Source organism: Kitasatospora sp. CB01950, from assembly GCF_001905465.1.
Classification (GTDB): domain Bacteria; phylum Actinomycetota; class Actinomycetes; order Streptomycetales; family Streptomycetaceae; genus Kitasatospora.
Window position 1 is genome coordinate 112,128 of sequence record NZ_LISX01000007.1, and the last position, 15,515, is coordinate 127,642.

The 15,515-nt window shown below is 74.0% G+C and carries 16 protein-coding genes; 4 read left to right on the forward strand and 12 right to left on the reverse strand.

Annotated elements, in window-relative coordinates; genetic code table 11:
• Window position 1: 1 nt before the first annotated feature.
• The 5 genes from AMK19_RS19170 to AMK19_RS19190 all read right to left on the reverse strand — a co-directional run bounded on the left by AMK19_RS19170 (window position 2) and on the right by AMK19_RS19190 (window position 2,727).
• Window positions 2-247: a DUF1876 domain-containing protein gene (locus tag AMK19_RS19170; protein WP_073813257.1), complete on the reverse strand. Its 246-nt coding sequence runs from the start codon at window positions 245-247 to the stop codon at window positions 2-4.
• A gap of 31 nt (window positions 248-278) precedes the next feature.
• Window positions 279-461: a hypothetical protein gene (locus tag AMK19_RS19175; RefSeq protein ID WP_073813259.1), complete on the reverse strand. Its 183-nt coding sequence runs from the start codon at window positions 459-461 to the stop codon at window positions 279-281.
• 81 nt (window positions 462-542) lie between these two features.
• On the reverse strand, window positions 543-1,304 hold the full coding sequence (locus AMK19_RS19180) for an anti-sigma factor family protein (RefSeq protein WP_073813261.1): 762 nt from the start codon (window positions 1,302-1,304) through the stop codon (window positions 543-545).
• Window positions 1,301-1,864, reverse strand: coding sequence for a sigma-70 family RNA polymerase sigma factor (locus AMK19_RS19185; protein ID WP_274536988.1), 564 nt, complete (start codon window positions 1,862-1,864; stop codon window positions 1,301-1,303). The genes AMK19_RS19180 and AMK19_RS19185 overlap by 4 nt, the downstream gene beginning before the upstream one ends.
• A 320-nt stretch (window positions 1,865-2,184) precedes the next feature.
• Window positions 2,185-2,727: a hypothetical protein gene (locus tag AMK19_RS19190; RefSeq protein WP_073813263.1), complete on the reverse strand. Its 543-nt coding sequence runs from the start codon at window positions 2,725-2,727 to the stop codon at window positions 2,185-2,187.
• A gap of 219 nt (window positions 2,728-2,946) precedes the next feature.
• On the opposite strand from AMK19_RS19190, the gene trxA reads away from it, so the two are divergent.
• Complete coding sequence (gene trxA / locus AMK19_RS19195) at window positions 2,947-3,327, forward strand: thioredoxin (RefSeq protein ID WP_073813265.1); 381 nt, start codon at window positions 2,947-2,949, stop codon at window positions 3,325-3,327.
• A 189-nt stretch (window positions 3,328-3,516) separates the two neighbouring features.
• Here the strand turns inward: trxA and AMK19_RS19200 are convergent, their stop codons facing one another.
• Window positions 3,517-4,272 (reverse strand): pirin family protein, encoded by a 756-nt coding sequence (locus tag AMK19_RS19200; RefSeq protein WP_073813267.1) that lies wholly within the window; start codon window positions 4,270-4,272, stop codon window positions 3,517-3,519.
• A gap of 162 nt (window positions 4,273-4,434) precedes the next feature.
• Here AMK19_RS19200 and AMK19_RS19205 point away from each other — a divergent pair, with 162 nt between their 5' ends.
• The gene (locus AMK19_RS19205; protein ID WP_073813268.1) at window positions 4,435-5,529 is read left to right on the forward strand and encodes a WD40/YVTN/BNR-like repeat-containing protein; all 1,095 of its coding nucleotides are present in this window, start codon (window positions 4,435-4,437) and stop codon (window positions 5,527-5,529) included.
• A gap of 6 nt (window positions 5,530-5,535) precedes the next feature.
• On the opposite strand, the gene AMK19_RS19210 is transcribed toward AMK19_RS19205, so the two are convergent.
• The gene (locus AMK19_RS19210; protein ID WP_073813270.1) at window positions 5,536-6,000 is read right to left on the reverse strand and encodes a MarR family winged helix-turn-helix transcriptional regulator; all 465 of its coding nucleotides are present in this window, start codon (window positions 5,998-6,000) and stop codon (window positions 5,536-5,538) included.
• 103 nt (window positions 6,001-6,103) lie between these two features.
• Between AMK19_RS19210 and AMK19_RS19215 the strand changes: the two genes are divergently transcribed.
• A complete protein-coding gene (locus AMK19_RS19215; RefSeq protein WP_073813271.1) occupies window positions 6,104-6,886 on the forward strand; it encodes a dioxygenase family protein in 783 nt (260 codons plus the stop codon).
• A 35-nt stretch (window positions 6,887-6,921) separates the two neighbouring features.
• Here the strand turns inward: AMK19_RS19215 and AMK19_RS19220 are convergent, their stop codons facing one another.
• The gene (locus AMK19_RS19220) at window positions 6,922-7,563 is read right to left on the reverse strand and encodes an NAD(P)-dependent oxidoreductase (RefSeq protein ID WP_073813273.1); all 642 of its coding nucleotides are present in this window, start codon (window positions 7,561-7,563) and stop codon (window positions 6,922-6,924) included.
• Window positions 7,564-7,751: 188 nt separating this feature from the next.
• Here AMK19_RS19220 and AMK19_RS19225 point away from each other — a divergent pair, with 188 nt between their 5' ends.
• Window positions 7,752-8,528 (forward strand): TIGR03084 family metal-binding protein, encoded by a 777-nt coding sequence (locus tag AMK19_RS19225; RefSeq protein WP_073813274.1) that lies wholly within the window; start codon window positions 7,752-7,754, stop codon window positions 8,526-8,528.
• Window positions 8,529-8,627: 99 nt separating this feature from the next.
• Here AMK19_RS19225 and AMK19_RS19230 read toward each other — a convergent pair whose 3' ends face one another.
• From AMK19_RS19230 to AMK19_RS36565, 4 genes are all read right to left on the reverse strand, one after another.
• Entirely contained in the window at window positions 8,628-9,086 is a 459-nt protein-coding gene (locus tag AMK19_RS19230; RefSeq protein WP_143200292.1) for a hypothetical protein, read from the reverse strand.
• Window positions 9,087-9,156: 70 nt separating this feature from the next.
• The gene (locus tag AMK19_RS19235; RefSeq protein WP_073813278.1) at window positions 9,157-9,636 is read right to left on the reverse strand and encodes a hypothetical protein; all 480 of its coding nucleotides are present in this window, start codon (window positions 9,634-9,636) and stop codon (window positions 9,157-9,159) included.
• 59 nt (window positions 9,637-9,695) lie between these two features.
• The gene (locus AMK19_RS19240) at window positions 9,696-12,899 is read right to left on the reverse strand and encodes an error-prone DNA polymerase (RefSeq protein ID WP_073813279.1); all 3,204 of its coding nucleotides are present in this window, start codon (window positions 12,897-12,899) and stop codon (window positions 9,696-9,698) included.
• Between the two features lie 79 nt (window positions 12,900-12,978).
• Window positions 12,979-15,042 (reverse strand): Y-family DNA polymerase, encoded by a 2,064-nt coding sequence (locus AMK19_RS36565; RefSeq protein WP_198953370.1) that lies wholly within the window; start codon window positions 15,040-15,042, stop codon window positions 12,979-12,981.
• Window positions 15,043-15,515 lie beyond the last annotated feature (473 nt).

Below are 15,515 nucleotides of genomic sequence, written 5' to 3' on the forward strand. Positions count from 1 at the left end.
GTCAGTTGGGACGCTTGACCTCCTCGTGGGCCTTGGTGAGCAGCTGCATGGCGAGGTCGTTCAGGGCGCGGGCTCCGGCGACCTCCTCGCCGACGCGCAGCTGCGGGCTGTCGGAGTGGTGGCGGGTGGAGTAGCCGTGCGCGCGCAACTCCGTTCCGTCGCCGAGACGGACCATGGCCGCAGCTCTGGTGCGGTTGCCGTCCTCTTCGAACTCCATCTCGATGTGCCATCCGACCAGCGTCTTCATGGCCACCACCTCCCGGGTGGGTACTGGGTGTTCAGCTGTCCTGCCGGCTAGTCGTGGAGGACTGGTCGCCGGCGGACTGGTCGCCGGGGGCCGGTTCGCAGCTCTCGCGGCCGGTCTCCGTGTGCACCACCCGGATCGGGTTGTGCGGGTCGTCGATGTGGACGACCTGCTGCGGCTCGCCGCAGCGCGGGCAGAGCAGGGGTATCGGGTGCATCTCGGCCGTCCACGCGCCCCGCGGCGGACAGCTCCCGGGCCCGCGTGGCCTCCTCATCCCCAGTGTGCCGCGCCCGGGTGTTCACCGCCGGGCGGGCTGGGCGGGCACCGTGACCAGCACGGACGAGCCGGAGTGCACCTCGAAGCGGGCGATCGCGGACGGGGCCAGTCCGGTGCCGCCGCCGGTGCGCAGTGCGGTGTGCCCGCCGTAGCCGGTGGCGGGGACGGTCCAGCTGGTGACGGTCTGCTGCGTGCCGTCGGTGCCGACGGCGACCAGGGTGCAGCTCTGCGGTCCGGACAGGTGGCCGAGGTCGAGGGTGATCCGGCTGCCCCAGGCGGCGGGGTCGACGCCGACCGTGGCGGACACCCCGGTGGTCGGGTCGGTGGCGCTGAACTGCTGTGCCGCGGCGGTCACTTGGGTGCTCTCGGTGATCGCCCAGGTGACCGCCGGGCCGCCCAGCGCGAGGATCGCCGCGACGGCGGCCAGCACCAGCCGCCGCACCCGGGCGCGCCGCCGGTCGGCGACCACCTGCCCGGCCAGCCGGTCCAGCAGCTCGGGCGGCTCGGGCAGCTCGGCGGGCGCCGGTGCGACCTCCGGCCTTGCGGCGGGTGCCGGTGCGACCTCCGGGCTTGCGGCGGGCGCCGGTGCGGGCTCCGGGCTTGCGGCGGGCGCGAGTTCGGCCAGCAGGTCGGTGACGGGGGCGAGCTCGGCGGCCTCGGCGGTGCAGCGCGGGCAGTGCGCGAGGTGGGCGGCGAACCGGGCCTCCTGCTCGGGTTCGAGCACGCCGAGCAGGTGGGCGGCGAGGTCGGCGTGCGGGCCGGGGTCGCGGGGGGCGGTGGTCATGGGGTCACTCCCCGTTCCTCAAGGGCGAGCCGCAGGGCTCGCAGGGCGTAGTAGAGCCGGGAGCGGACGGTGCCGGGCGGGACGCCGAGGACGGCGGCGGCCTCGGTGGCGGTGCGTCCGCGCAGGTAGGTCTCGGTGATCGCGCCGCGGTGCGCCTCGGACAGCGAGTCGAGCGCGTCGGTGAGGGTCATCAGCCGCAGCACGCGGTCGAGTTCGTCCTCGGCGGGGAGCCGTTCCAGTTCGCCGTCGGGGACTTCGCGGGGCCGGGCCCGCCGGCCGCGCCGCTCGTCGATGACGATCCGCCGGGCGACGGTGGCCAGCCAGGGCCGCAGGCTGCGGTGGTCGGTGTCGAGCCGGTCGAGGTGCCGCCAGGCGCGGACCAGGGTCTCCTGGACGACGTCCTCGGCGCTCTGCCGGTCGCCGCCGACCAGGTGCAGCACCATGCCGTACAGCGGGCGGGCGTGTTCGCGGTACAGGGCGCGCATCAGCCGGTCCTCGGCGGCGGGACCGCCGGGGCGTCCGGCGCCGCCGTGGCCGGTGGAGCGCGGGTGCTCGGCCACGGCGCCATCCTCGCGCGGGCGCCGGAGCGGGTCGATCGGGGACGGCGGGCCGGCCGGGGACAGCCGGCGTGGGTCGGTCGCGCGGGGCGGGTACGGGTCGGCCACGGACGGCGGATCGACCGGCGACAGCCGGCCCGGATCGGTGGTCGCGGGCGACACGTGCGGGGCGCGCGGCTGCCGGTGCGGGGCGCGCGGCGGGCCGGGGTTCTCAAGTCCGGCCCGGCCGGTGTCGATAACCGTGCCAGGGGTGCGGCGCGGGCGCCCGCGCCGCACTCCCTCGGCCGTCATGGCGCCGCTCCGCGCCCGCTCGGCCGCCCGCCTCAGTACCCGCCGCCGGACGGCATGCTGGGCGCGGCGCCGGCCATCGCCTTGTCGCCGGTCGGGGTGGACGCGAACCAGCTGCCGTCGATGCCCTGGCCGTTGGTCTGGCCGGGCTTGGTGTCGGGCGCGTAGCGGTACAGCGGCCAGCCGTTCAGGGTGACTTGATGGGTGCCGTCGGGTCGGGTGACGGTGGAGACCAGCTTGCTGTCGATGCCCTTGAGGGCGGGTGCGCCGCTGCCGGTGGTGAGTTCGGGCGGCCAGAGGGTGGCGCAGGAGCCGGTGCAGTGCGTGGTCGACGGGTTGTTGGTGTCCATGTCGAAGCGGTACAGGGTGAATCCCTGCCCGTCGGTGACCAGGGTGCCGAGGGTGCCGTTCTGCGTGGTCATCAGGGTGGCCTGGGTCTGGCTGCCGGTGTGCATCGTCGAGGAGGAGGAGCCGCCGCTGCTTCCGCAGCCGGCGATCAGTGCGGCGGAGGCCAGCGCGCCGGCGGCGAGCAGGGTGATGCGGCGTCCGGCGGGGCGGGTTCGGCCGGTGGTGGTCATGAGGGTTGCTCCCGTCCGGGAGGGTGCGTCCGGCCGGGCCGCCGGGCTGCCGGGCCCGGGGTTCGACCGCTTCGTCCGGGGGTACGTAGGGCGGGTCCGGAACGTTCAGCGAACGCCGGGCGGCCGGAATACTTCCGCAGGTGGCGGGGTTGAGACGGCCGTGGGTCCGACGCCGGGCCCGCTTCGAAGAGACCCGGCTGTGGAAGGCAGGTGGCAGCGATGAGCACGGTGGAACTGACCAAGGACAACTTCGACGAGGTGGTCCAGGGTGAGGACGGCAAGGGGTTCGTCCTGATCGATTTCTGGGCGGCCTGGTGCGGTCCCTGCCGCCAGTTCGCGCCGGTCTTCGAGCGGGCCGCCGAGAAGCACTCGGACATCACCTTCGCGAAGGTCGACACCGAGGCGCAGCAGGAGCTCGCGGCGGCGTTCGAGATCCGGTCGATCCCGACGCTGGCGATCATCCGCGAGGGCGTCCTGGTCTTCGCCCAGCCGGGCGCGCTCCCCGAGGCGGCCCTGGAAGACCTGATCGGCCAGGCCCGCAAGCTCGACATGGCCGAGGTGCACAAGGGCGTGGCGGCGCAGAAGCCCTCGCAGAACTGACGTACACCGCAGGCTGGTTGACAGCTCGAAAGGGGTGCCGGGAGTCTCCCGGCACCCCTTCGTCATGCCCTCTCCCACTCCCCCGCGCTTCCCCACTTCCCCGCGTTCCGCACATGCGTCAAGGCCCGCCGGACGGCTCGGTAGCCGCTCGGCGGGCCTTGACGTGCGACTCGGGTCGGTTGCCCCGGGTCAGTTGAGGGTGGCGTTCATCTCCCACTGGAGCAGTTCGGCTCCCTCGGGTCCGGCGGTGACCCGCTGGCCCTCGGCGCCGGTGATGCGCAGCGCGTCGCCCTCGTGCAGCAGGCCGGCGCCTTCGACGGCGGCCTCGCCGCGCGCCACGAAGAGGTGGACGAACGGCGCGGTGGCGAGTTCCAGGGTCTCGTTCGGGCGGATCCGGGCGACGTGCAGCGCGGCGCGCTTCTGCCGGATGCCGATCGCCCGCTGGTTGGAGTGCTTGCTCATGCCGGACGCGAGGGTGGTCCAACCGCCCTGGGAGAGCTGGTCGTTGATGTCGAGCTGCTCGTACCCGGGGACGATGCCGGCGGTGTCGGGGATGGTCCACATCTGGATGAAGCGGACCGGGTCCTGGTGCTCCGGCTCGCCGGTGAGCGTCCAGGAGTCGTTCTTCTCGCTGTGCAGGATGCCGGTGCCGGCGCTCATCCGCTGGGCGAGGCCCGGGTAGATGACGCCGTTGTGGCCCTCGGAGTCCTGGTGGACCAGGCCGCCGTCGAGCACCCAGGTGATGATCTCCATGTCCCGGTGCGGGTGGGTGTCGAAGCCGGTGCCGGGGGCGACGATGTCGTCGTTGGAGACCAGCAGCAGGCCGAAGTGGGTGTTGGCCGGGTCCCAGTGGCGCGAGAACGAGAAGGAGTGCTTGGAGTCCAGCCAGCCGGCGCGGGTGTGGAAGCGCTCGTCGGCGCGGCGCAGGTCGATCGTGGATGCCATCGGATCCTCCTCCATCGGGGTCTTGTTGAATCATAAACCATCTCGGGTCGTCCGGCATTCCACCGTGCCGCACCGGCCGTCGCGGCGCGCTGCCGTGCGACCGCCGGAGCCCCGGAGGAGACTGCTGCGGGACCGCGCACAACCGATTCCGGGTGGTTCACGATGAGTGACGTACGGGGTGCCCTGCTGGCCGTCGGCACGCAGAAGGGCCTGTTCCTGGGCCGCAGTCCGGACCGGCGGACGTGGGAGTTCAGCGGCCCGCACTTCCAGATGAACGCGATCTACTCGGTGGGCATCGACCGGCGCGGCGGCCGCACCCGGTTGCTGGTCGGGGCGGACAGCAGCCACTGGGGCCCGTCGGTGTGGTGGTCCGACGACCTGGGCGCGAGCTGGCAGGAGCCGTCGAAGCCCGCGGTGCGCTTCCCCGAGCGGACGGGCGCCTCGCTGGAACGGGTGTGGCAACTCCAGCCGGCCGGCGCGGAGGCCCCGGGCGTGGTCTACGCGGGCACCGAGCCGGCCGCGCTGTTCCGCTCCACCGACGGCGGCGAGTCCTTCAGCCTGGTCGACGCGCTGTGGGACCACCCGCAGCGCGAGCACTGGGGCGCGGGCTTCGGCGGCCAGGGCATGCACACCGTCGTCACCGACCCGCGCGACCCGGACGTGCTGGCGGTCGCGGTCTCCTCCGGCGGCGTCTACCGCACCACCGACGGCGGACACGCCTGGGAACCGTCCAACACCGGCCTCAAGGCGGACTTCCTGCCGGACCGGTTCCCCGAGTACGGGCAGTGCGTGCACAAGATGGCCCGGGACGCGACCGACCCCGACCGGCTGTACCTGCAGAACCACGGCGGCGTCTACCGCAGCGACGACGCCGGCCGGAACTGGACGTCGATCTCCGGCAACCTGCCCGCCGACTTCGGCTTCGGCGTGGCCGCCCACCCGCACACCTCGGGCACCGCGTACCTGTTCCCGCTGGACGCCGACTACGCCCGCCTGCCGGTGGACCGCCGCTGCCGGATCTTCCGCACCACCGACGCGGGCGAGACCTGGCAGCCCCTGGAGACCGGCCTGCCGCACGAGAACCACTACGGCGTCGTCCTGCGCGACGCCCTGTGCACCGACGACGCCGACCCGGCAGGCGTCTACTTCGGCAACCGCAACGGCGAGGTGTACGGCTCCCCCGACGGCGGCGAGCACTGGTCACTGCTCACCTCCCACCTGCCGGACGTACTCTGCGTCCGCGCCTCGTCCCTCTGACCTGCTTCAGGCGTCGGTGGCGCGGAGGCGGTCGGCGACGGTGTTGAGGCTGTCGGCGAGGGCGGCCAGTTGCTGTGGGGTGAGGACGTCGATCAGTGTGTCGCGGACGGCGGCGACGTGACCCGGGGCGGCGGCTCGCAGGGTGTGCCAGCCCTGTTCGGTGAGTTCGGCGATGACACCGCGCACGTCGCCGGGGCAGGAGCGGCGGCCGACCAGGCCGGCCTTCTCCAGCTGCGTGACCTGGTAGGTCAGGCCGCTCTTGGAGGTGACCAGCCGGTCGGCCAGGTCGGTCATCCGCAGCGAGCCCTCGGGGGCGGCGGACAGTTGCACCAGGATCTCGTACTGGGTGTGCGACAGCCCCGCGTCATCCTTGAGCTGGCGTTCGAGTCGGCGGGCGACCAGGTTGGTGGCCTCGACGAATCCGCGCCAGGCGGCCATCTCGGTCTCGTCGAGCCAGCGGGGTTCGTCCATGCCCCGCATCCTACTCCGGTTGTTCAAATTTGAACTCAGGTGTACCGTCGACAGCGTTCGGTTCAAATTTGAACCAGATTCGTCGGGCCAGGAGGACGGACCCATGAGCAACGCCACCACCGAGCGCATGCCCGCTCTCTACCTCTCGCACGGCGCGCCCCCGCTCGCCGACGACCCGATCTGGCCCGGCCAGCTCGCCGCCTGGTCCGCCGACCTGCCCCGCCCCAAGGCGATCCTGATGGTCTCCGCGCACTGGGAGGAGGCCCCGCTGGCGATCGGCTCGGTGCGGACCATTCCCCTGGTGTACGACTTCTGGGGCTTCCCCGAGCACTACTACCAGGTGCGGTACGCCGCCCCGGGCGCACCCGAACTCGCCGACTCCGTCCGCAAGTTGCTGCGCACCGCCGGCACCCCCGTGCAGGACGTGCCGGACCGCGGGCTGGACCACGGCGCGTACGTCCCGCTGGTCGAGATGTACCCGGACTCGGACATCCCCGTCCTGCAGATCTCGCTGCCCACCCTCGACCCGCAGGAGCTGCTCGCCATCGGCCGCAAGCTCGCCCCACTGCGCGACGAGGGCGTGCTGATCGTCGGCTCCGGCTTCTTCACCCACAACCTGCGCGCCCTCTCCCCCGACGGCCGGATCACCTCCGTGATGGCCGAGTTCGACGACTGGGGCCGCCGCGCCCTCGAAGCCCGCGACCTCGACGCCCTCCTCGACTTCGAACACAAGGCCCCCGCCGGCCGCCTCGCGCACCCCCGCACCGAACACTTCGCCCCGCTCTTCGTCACCCTCGGCGCGGGCGAGTCCGACCTCGGCGACCAGCGCAGCGTCATCGACGGCTTCTGGATGGGCCTGGCGAAGCGCTCGATCCAACTCGGCTGACCGCCGCCCGTCACCCCCTCCGCCCCGGTGCTTCCTCAGTAGCCGCAGGTGAAGCGCTCGCCGTGGTGGCGGGGCGTCTCCAGTTCGTCGACCAGGGCGGTGGCGAAGTCCGGCAGCGAGATGGTGGACAGGCCGTCCGGGGTCGCGACCAGCTCGTCGGTGGCGGTGCGGTAGTCGCCGGTGCGCTCGCCCGGCAGCAGGCTCTGCGGCGGGCTGAGCACCGTCCAGTCCAGGTCGCTGACGGTGCGCAGGTACTCCAGCGCGCGGCCGTGCGCCCGCATCACCTCCAGCTGGCGCGCGGTCACCGACGGCTCGTCCCACAGCCGCGAGCCCGCCGGGGTGGTGAGGCTGCCCGCGCTGCCGACCACCAGCAACCTCGGTGCCTGGTCGGTGAGTTGACGCATCCCCGCGACCAGCGCGTGCGCGGCCGGCTCGATCAGCCGGCCCCGGCCCGGGCCGTCCCCGCCGCCGACCGCGCTCACCAACGCCGCTGCCCCCGACCCGACCCGCGCCATGTCCGCCGGATCCAGCACGTCCCCGCGCTCCACGCTGATCGCCAACCCCTGGTACTCCTCCGGCCGCCGCACCACCGCCGTCACCCGGTGCCCCCGCGCCAGCGCCTCGGTCACCACGCACCGACCGATCTCCCCGTTGGCCCCGACCACCACCACCCGCATACCCGCCACCGTCCTCCCGCTCCACCCGCCTGACGTTTCATCAGACCACGCCGCCTGCCACCCGCCCCGCAGCGAAACCCGCTGCACGGGGCAGCCCACGGCGAAGACCGCGGTGCGGGCCGGGGCGGGCGGGGGTAGGAGTGGGTGGTCGGAGTGGGTGGTCGGAGTGAGCGCGAGAGGGGTGACGGGTGGACGGTCTGGTGGCGGATCTGGTGGCCGAGGGGGAGGAACTGGACTCCCTGGTGGCCGAGTTGGGCGCGGAAGGGTACGCGGTGGGGACGCCGGCGGTCGGGTGGACGGTGGCGCATCAGATCTCGCACCTGGCGTGGACGGACCGGTGGACGCTGCTCGCGGCGCGCGACCCGGAGGGCTTCGTCGGCGCGCTGGGGCGGGAGTTCACGGACGGGCTCGCGGCCGTGGACCGGGGTGCGGCGGAGGGCGTCGGCGAGGACCCGGCCGCGCTGCTGACGCGCTGGCGGGCGGGCCGCGCGGAGGTGGCGCAGGTGTTGGCGGCGGCGCCGGCGGACGTGCGGCTGCCGTGGTTCGGGCCGCCGATGAAGGCCCGTTCGATGCTGACGGCCCGCCTGATGGAGACCTGGGCGCACGGCCAGGACGTCGCGGACGCCCTCGGCGCGGACCGCACCCCCACCGACCGCCTGCGCCACATCGCCCACCTGGGCGTCCGCACCGTCGGCTTCGCCTTCGCCGCGCACGGCCTGCCCACACCCACCGCCCCGATCCGTTTCGAACTCCGCTCCCCGGCAGGCGAGTTGTGGACGTGGGGCGAGGAGGACGCCGCCGACCGGGTGTCCGGCCCGGCGCTGGACTTCTGCCTGCTGGTCACCCAGCGCCGCCACCCCGACGACCTCGCCCTGACGGTCGTGGGCGACACCGCCCACGCCTGGCTACCGTACGCCCAGACTTTCGCGGGCCCGCCCGGCGAGGGGCGGAAGCCGCTGCGGTGAGCCCGGCGTCAGGCCCGACGGGCGGACAGGGCGGGGATCGGCGTGCGGCCGGCGGCGCCGCAGATGCCAGTCGCCCGACGGACAACGAGAGCTGGGAGGTCACCGGACTTTGGTGCAGGGGGTGTTGCCGGGCATCGACCCGTACTGGCCGGTCTTCGCCTCGAGGCCGACCACGAGCGTGGCTACCTGGTGCGGACCGTCGAGGCCGTAACCGAGTTCGGTGATGCGCAGGCACAGGGCCAGGGTCTGCTCAGGGACGGTTTCGGGCGTGACGTAGACCACCATGGAGTTCTCGCCGCCCTCGGTGACGTCCGGCGCGGGCGGGAAGTGGACGTAGCCGCCACCTGCCACATGCGGCAGGCAGCGGACGTCGTCCGGCAGCGGGCCGCCCCAGCCGCCCATCCAGCTGGCGGTGGGGCTGGGCGCGGCACTGCACGCCGGTCCGGGCCCGGCGGAGGCAGAAGCGGGCGCGCCGGCCTGCGGCTCGGTGGCGGTGCAGCCCGTGACGGCGAAGGCGGCAGCGGCAAGGACAAGAGCAGGGGCGGGGCGCCTGAACATGATCGTCTCCTGGGGTCGGGCATCACCGTACCGAGCTTGGCAAGCGCTTTCCGTAGCCGTCCGCGAGCCGCTACGGCGCGGCCGGCGAGCGCGGCCGGCTCCCATCGGCGCAGGCGGGCAGGCCGGGCTCCGACTGGTAGTGGCCGGCACCGCTGACCAGGAGCAGGGTGATGTCGTGCGAGCCGCCGTAGCCCCAGCCGAGTTCGGTGATGCGGTGGCACAGGGCCCGGGTCTGTTCCGGGTCGGTGTCGGGGGTGACGTGGACCTCCAGGGCCTTCCAGCCGCCGGGGGTCGGGCCGCTCGCCAGGTAGGAGAGGGAGCCGTCGGCGATGTGCGGCAGGCAGCGGATCTCGTCAGGGAGCGGCCCCTTCCAGTTGCCCTCGTAGGTCTCGGTGGGGCTCGGCGCGACGCTGCACGCGGGCCCGGGAGCGCCGGTGACGGCGGCGGGGCCGGTGGGCTTCGAACCGACGGTGGCGGCGGTGGTGCTCGCGCAGCCGGTGGCGGCGGCGAGGGCGGTCACGGCGAGGGCCGTGGCGAAGCGTCTGGACAATCGCCCCCCTTGATCGAAGCCACACCGTATCGGCCCTCGCAAGTGAATAATTCGGGGCATCAGATCCCCAGCCGCAGCGGCGTGATGCGGGTGGCGATCAGGTTGGTCGCGCCGTGGGTGCGTTCGACGGTGCCGTGGACGAGCAGGCCGGCGCGTTCCAGGACGGTGCGGCGGTGGGCCTCCCAGACGGGGCGGTTGCAGATGACGTTGATCAGGCCGGTCTCGTCCTCCAGGCTGAGGAAGAGGACGCCGCCGGCGGTGGGCGGGCGTTGGCGGTGGGTGACCAGGGCGCCGACGACGACAGGGGTGCCGGGCGGGACGTGCTGGAGTGCGGCGGCGGTGACGGCGCCGGAGCGGTGCAGGGCCTCGCGCAGGTGTTGGACGGGGTGGCTGGTGGCGGAGCTGCCGGTGGCCCACAGGTCGGCGATGGTCTCCTCGATCGGCGTCATCGCGGGCAGCGGCGGGGCGTCCGCGCCGGGGAGGGTGCCGGGCAGCGAGTCGGGGTCGGTGGCGGCGTACAGGCCGGCCGTCCAGAGGGCCTGGCGGCGGCTCAGTCCGAAGCAGGAGAACGCGCCGGCGGTGGCGAGGGCCTCCATGATCGGCCGGGGCAGTGCGGTGCGGCGGGCGAAGTCCTCCAGGTCGGTGTAGGGGCGCCCGGCGGCGATGGTCTCGGCCTGGGCCCGGCCGAGGCCGCGGACCGAGGTGAGGCCGAGCCGGATCGCGGCCTGCGGGGTTCCGGCGGTGAGGGGGTGCGGGTAGGAGGGGTGCCGCCCGGGTTCCAGGGTGGGGCCGGGGGCGCTGACTGCGACGTCCACGCCGCGGACCCGCACGCCGTGCCGGCGGACGTCGGTGATCAGGCTGAGCGGGGAGTAGAAGCCCATCGGCTGGTTGGCGAGCAGCGCGCAGGTGAACGCCGCCGGGTGGTGGTACTTGAGCCAGGCGCTGGCCCACACCAGGTAGGCGAAGCTGATCGCGTGCGACTCGGGGAAGCCGTAGCTGGAGAAGGCTTCGATCTTGGTGTAGACGTCCTCGGCGGTCTCCGGCGGGATGCCGCGTTCGGCCATGCCTTCCAGCAGGCGGGTGCGCAGCACCGCGACGCGTTCCAGGGAGCGTTTGGCGCCCATCGCCTGGCGCAGCCGGTCGGCCTCGTCGGGGCTGAATCCGGCGCAGTCGATGGCGAGTTGCATCATCTGTTCCTGGAACAGCGGGACGCCGAGGGTCTTGGCGAGGGCGCGTTCCATGCTGGGGTGCGGGATGTCGGCGGGTTCGACGCCGTCGCGGCGGCGCAGGTAGGGGTGGACGGATCCGCCCTGGATCGGGCCGGGGCGGATCAGTGCGACCTCGACCACCAGGTCGTAGAAGTGCTTGGGCTTGAGCCGGGGCAGGGTGGCCATCTGGGCGCGCGATTCGACCTGGAAGACGCCGACGGTGTCGGCGCGGCAGAGCATCTCGTAGACCTTGGGGTCGTGTTGGGGGATGGTGGCGAGGTCGAGCCGGTCGCCGTAGTGCTGTTCGATCAGGTCGCAGGCGTCGTGCAGGGCGGCGAGCATGCCGAGGCCGAGCAGGTCGATCTTGACGAGTCCGGCGCCGGCGGTGGAGTCCTTGTCCCACTGCAGGACGGAGCGGCCGGGCATCCGGGCCCATTCGGTGGGGCAGATCTCCCCGACGGGTTCCCGGGTGAGCACCATGCCGCCCGAGTGGATGCCCAAGTGGCGTGGAAGGCCGTGGAGTTGGCCGCCGAGGTCGAGGACGTCGGCGGGGATGACGGCGTCGTTCTGGACGGTGCCGTGGAACTCGACCTGCCGGGTGAAGGCGTCCACCTGTTCGGACGGGTAGCCGAGCGCCCGGGCGGCGTCGCGCAGCGCGAGCCGGGGCCGGTAGGTGATGACGTTGGCGACCTGGGCGGCGTGGGCGCGGCCGTAGCGCCCGTACACGTACTGGATGACCTCCTCGCGGCGGCGGTTCTCGATGTCGAGGTCGATGTCGGGCGGCCCGTCACGGGCCACGCTGAGGAAGCGTTCGAACAGCAGGCCGTAGGCGACGGGGTCGACGGCGGTGATGCCCAGGGCGTAGCAGACGGCGGAGTTGGCGGCGGAGCCGCGGCCCTGGCACCAGATGTTCTCGCGGCGGCAGAAGTCGACGATGTCGTGCACGATCAGGAAGTACCCGGCGAGGTCGCGGGTCTCGATCACGTCGAGTTCGCGGGCGAGTTGGCGGCGGGCCCGGTCGTTGTCGGGGCCGAAGCGCGCCGGTCCGGCCTCGGCGACCAGGGCGCGCAGGTGGCTGCTCTCGGTGTGGCCGTCGGGGACGGGGTAGCCGGGCAGTTGCGGGTCGAGGGTGGCGAAGTCGAAGGCGCAGGCCCGGGCGAGGTCGACGGTGGCCTGCTGGACGCCGGGGAACCTGCGCAGCCGCCTCGCCATCTCGCGGCCGGAGCGCAGGTGGGCGGTGCCGGCGGCCATGGTGTGGGGCGCGGCCTGTGCCAGGGTGCGGCGGTCGTGCAGGGCGGCCAGGGTCTGGGCGAGCCGGCCCTGCGCGGGCGCGGCGTGGTGGACGTTGTTGGTGGCGACCAGTGGCAGCGCGGCGCGGGCGGCGAGCGCGGCGAGCCGGTCGTTGCGCAGGTCGTCGCCGGGCAGCCGGTGGTCGGTGAGTTCGACGTACACGTTCTCCGCCCCGAACGCCTCGGCCAGGGAACGGAGTTGGCGTTCGGCTTCGTCCTCGCCGGCGGTCTCCAGGGCGTGCCGGACCCGGCCGCGGCGGCAGCCGGAGAGCACCGCCCAGTGGCCGTGGTGGGCGTCGGCGAGTTCCTCGAAGGCGTAGCGCGGGTTGTTCTTGGCGCCGCCGCGCAGCTGGGCGGCGCTGATCGCGGCGGACAGCCGCCGGTAGCCCTCCGGGTCGCGGGCCAGCACCAGCAGGTGGTCGTCCGGGCCGACGGTGAGTTCGGCGCCGAACACGGTGCGGATGCCGGTGCCCTTGGCGGCCTCGGCCAGCCGGACCGCGCCGTAGAACCCGTCGTGGTCGGTGATCGCCACCGTCTCGATGCCCAACGCGGCTGCCTCGTCGAGGAGTTGCTCGGGGTCGCTGGCGCCGTCGAGGAAGCTGAACGCCGAGTGGACGTGTAGTTCGGCCCACGGGAGGGCGTCCTTCGGCGGCGCGGGCCGGGGGCGTTCGGGCTCCTCGGGGGCGGGGGGAACCGCCGGGCGGGCGCCGGACATCCGGCGTTGCAGCTCCGTCCAGGGGAGCGAGGGGTGGCTGGTGAATCCCATCGCGGGTGGTGCTCCGGTCTCGGGGTGGTCGGTGCGGGCGCTCCCCCCGAGCGCTTGTCTGACGATTCGTCAATTCTGTTCAGTCATAGGCCCCTTCGACGTACCAGCGGCCGCCCTCCACGGTGAGCAGCAGGGCACGTCCGCCCTCCACCGCGACCTGGAATCTGGCCCGGCGGCGGGCGGTGCGCGGGTCCCACCAGCGTTCGACGGCCGGCCACGGGCCGGTCCAGCCGAGCACGTCGAGGGTGCGGCCGTGCAGTTCGACCCGGTCCGGCGGGGCGGACACCTCGGCCCGGCCGTCCACCGCGACGGGCTGCCCCTCGCGGTCGAGCACCAGCACCGGCACCGGGTCCGGCGGCACCACGGACGGCGACGGGTCGGCGAGCCGACCCGGCCAGGGACCGTCCGCCTCCCGGCCGTCCCGGAGCGCGGCCTCGTCCCACGGCAGCCGTGCCTGCTGCTCGCCGGGGGCCCGGCCGCCCTCGGGTGCGCCGCGCCGCAGCCCCGCATAGCCGAGCAGCGACTGCACCCGGGCCACCGCCCGCTCCACCCGGTCCTCCGCGACGGCCTCGCCCCACAGCGCCAACTGCCGTCCCCGGTCCGGGAACAGGCCGTCCGGGACGAGGCGCAGCGCGATGAACGCGCCGTCCGCGTCGGTGAACGTGCCGGTGGACTGCCAGGCGCTCAACTGCCAGCGGATCCGCTCGGCGAGCGCGGCCGCCGACAGCCGCCCCTCGTGCTGCCACAACCGGGCGACGGTGCGGCCGCCCTCGCAGGACACCTCCACCGCGACCCGCTGGCAGGCGAGTCCGACCTCGGCGAGCCGGGCGTGCAGGCGCTCCGCGAGGGTGCGGCCGACGAACACCAGCGGCTCCGCCAACTCCTCGGGCGGGTCGAAGAGTTGCTCGACGGAGAGGTCCAGCCCCTGGTCCTTCGGGGCCAGCGGGCGCGGGTCCAGGCCGCGGGCCTGCCGGTGCGCGGCGCTCCCGGTCGGACCGAAGCGGTTCGCCACCACGTCCGCCGCGAGCTCCGCGAACGCCCCCACCGTCTCCACCCCCAGCCGGTGCAGCAGCTCCGCCAACTCCGGCTCCCCCAACGTCGACACCGGGTACGGCGCGAGGAACTCCGGCGTCCGCCCCGACGGCACCAGCAGCTCGGCGCGGGCCGCGAGCACGGCGGCGAACAGGCCGTCGGCGACCCCGAGAAGGCCGCGCGGGGGCGACGCAAGGGGTTCCGGCGTCGGCTCCGGCCCTTCGGGGACGGCCACGGCGCGCGGGGCGGGAGCAGGCGGGGTGGAGGCCTGCGAAGCGGAGGCGTGCGAGGTGGGGGCGAGCGGGGTGGAGGCGAGCGAAGCAGGAACGAGCGGGGTGGAGGCGAGCGAAGCAGGAACGAGCGGGGTGGAGGCGAGCGAAGCAGGAACGAGCGGGGTGGAGGCGAGCGAAGCAGGAACGAGCGGGGTGGAGGCGAGCGAAGCAGGAACGAGCGGGGTGGAGGCGAGCGAAGCAGGAACGTGCGGGGTGGGGACGTGTGGCGGGGCGGGCTCGGCGGGGCCGCCGTCGATGACGGCGAGCGGGGGGCGGGGGGCGGTGTCCGCCTGGGTGAACATCTCGTCCACCCAGGCGGCCGGTTCGGACTCGTCGGCGGGCTCCTGCTCCGGTGCGACGGGCGGGGCGACCGGGCGGGTCAGTGCGAGGGCGGTGGCGACCGCGTCCCGGATGCCGGCCGTGAGCGCCTCCTCACCGCCGAAGTACCGGGCCGGGCCCTTCACCGGAATCGCGCACAGCCCCGGCCGGAGCACCTCCACTCGCGGGGTGAACGCCTCCACCGCAGCCACCACCGGCTCGAACCGGCGCGCCTCCGCCTCCTCGTCGCGGTCGCGCAGCCGCAACTCCGGGCAGAACCGCTGCGCCAACCGCAACGGCTGCCCGCGACGGACCCCGGCAGCCCGCGCCGCCTCCGAGGACGCCAGCACCCGACCGCCCTCCACCACCGCCACCGCCCCCGCTTCCCCGCCCACCGGCGCGGTCGCCACCAGCGGCCAGTCCGGACACCACACCACCAGCACCCGCTGCCCCGCCGGCCCCCACCCCGCCTCCCCCGCCTTCGAGGTACCCCACAACGGCCCGTCACCGACACGGCTCACGGACTGCTTACGGACGGGATTGGGATGCTTCATGCCTGGTCACTCGGGAGAACTCGACGGAACGGAAGAACGGGGTCAACAGACGCTCGGGCACACCCCCACCACCGGCCGCGACGACGAAGGGGGCTGAAACGGCGCACGCTGCCGGACCCGGACAGCCCCCGCAGCGCCGCAGGTACAGGACCGCCACCGCCGAGGAGCCGGGCGAAGCCGAAACGCACGAGCAACGACGGCCCGAAGCGGCGAACGCCGCCGACCCGGCCGAACAGCACCGCAGACACAGCGCCCCGCCGAAACCGAACAACCGCACGGCCACCGGCGAAACCCTGCCCCGCCCGGGGCGCCGAAAGCACGCGCGACCGCAGAGCGAAACGGCGCGCGCCGCCGCCGACCCGTTCGAACAGCGCCGCAGCCACCCGGCCCACCCACCCTCGACACCGGCAAGCCCAAACCGCCGAAACCGAACAGCCGCC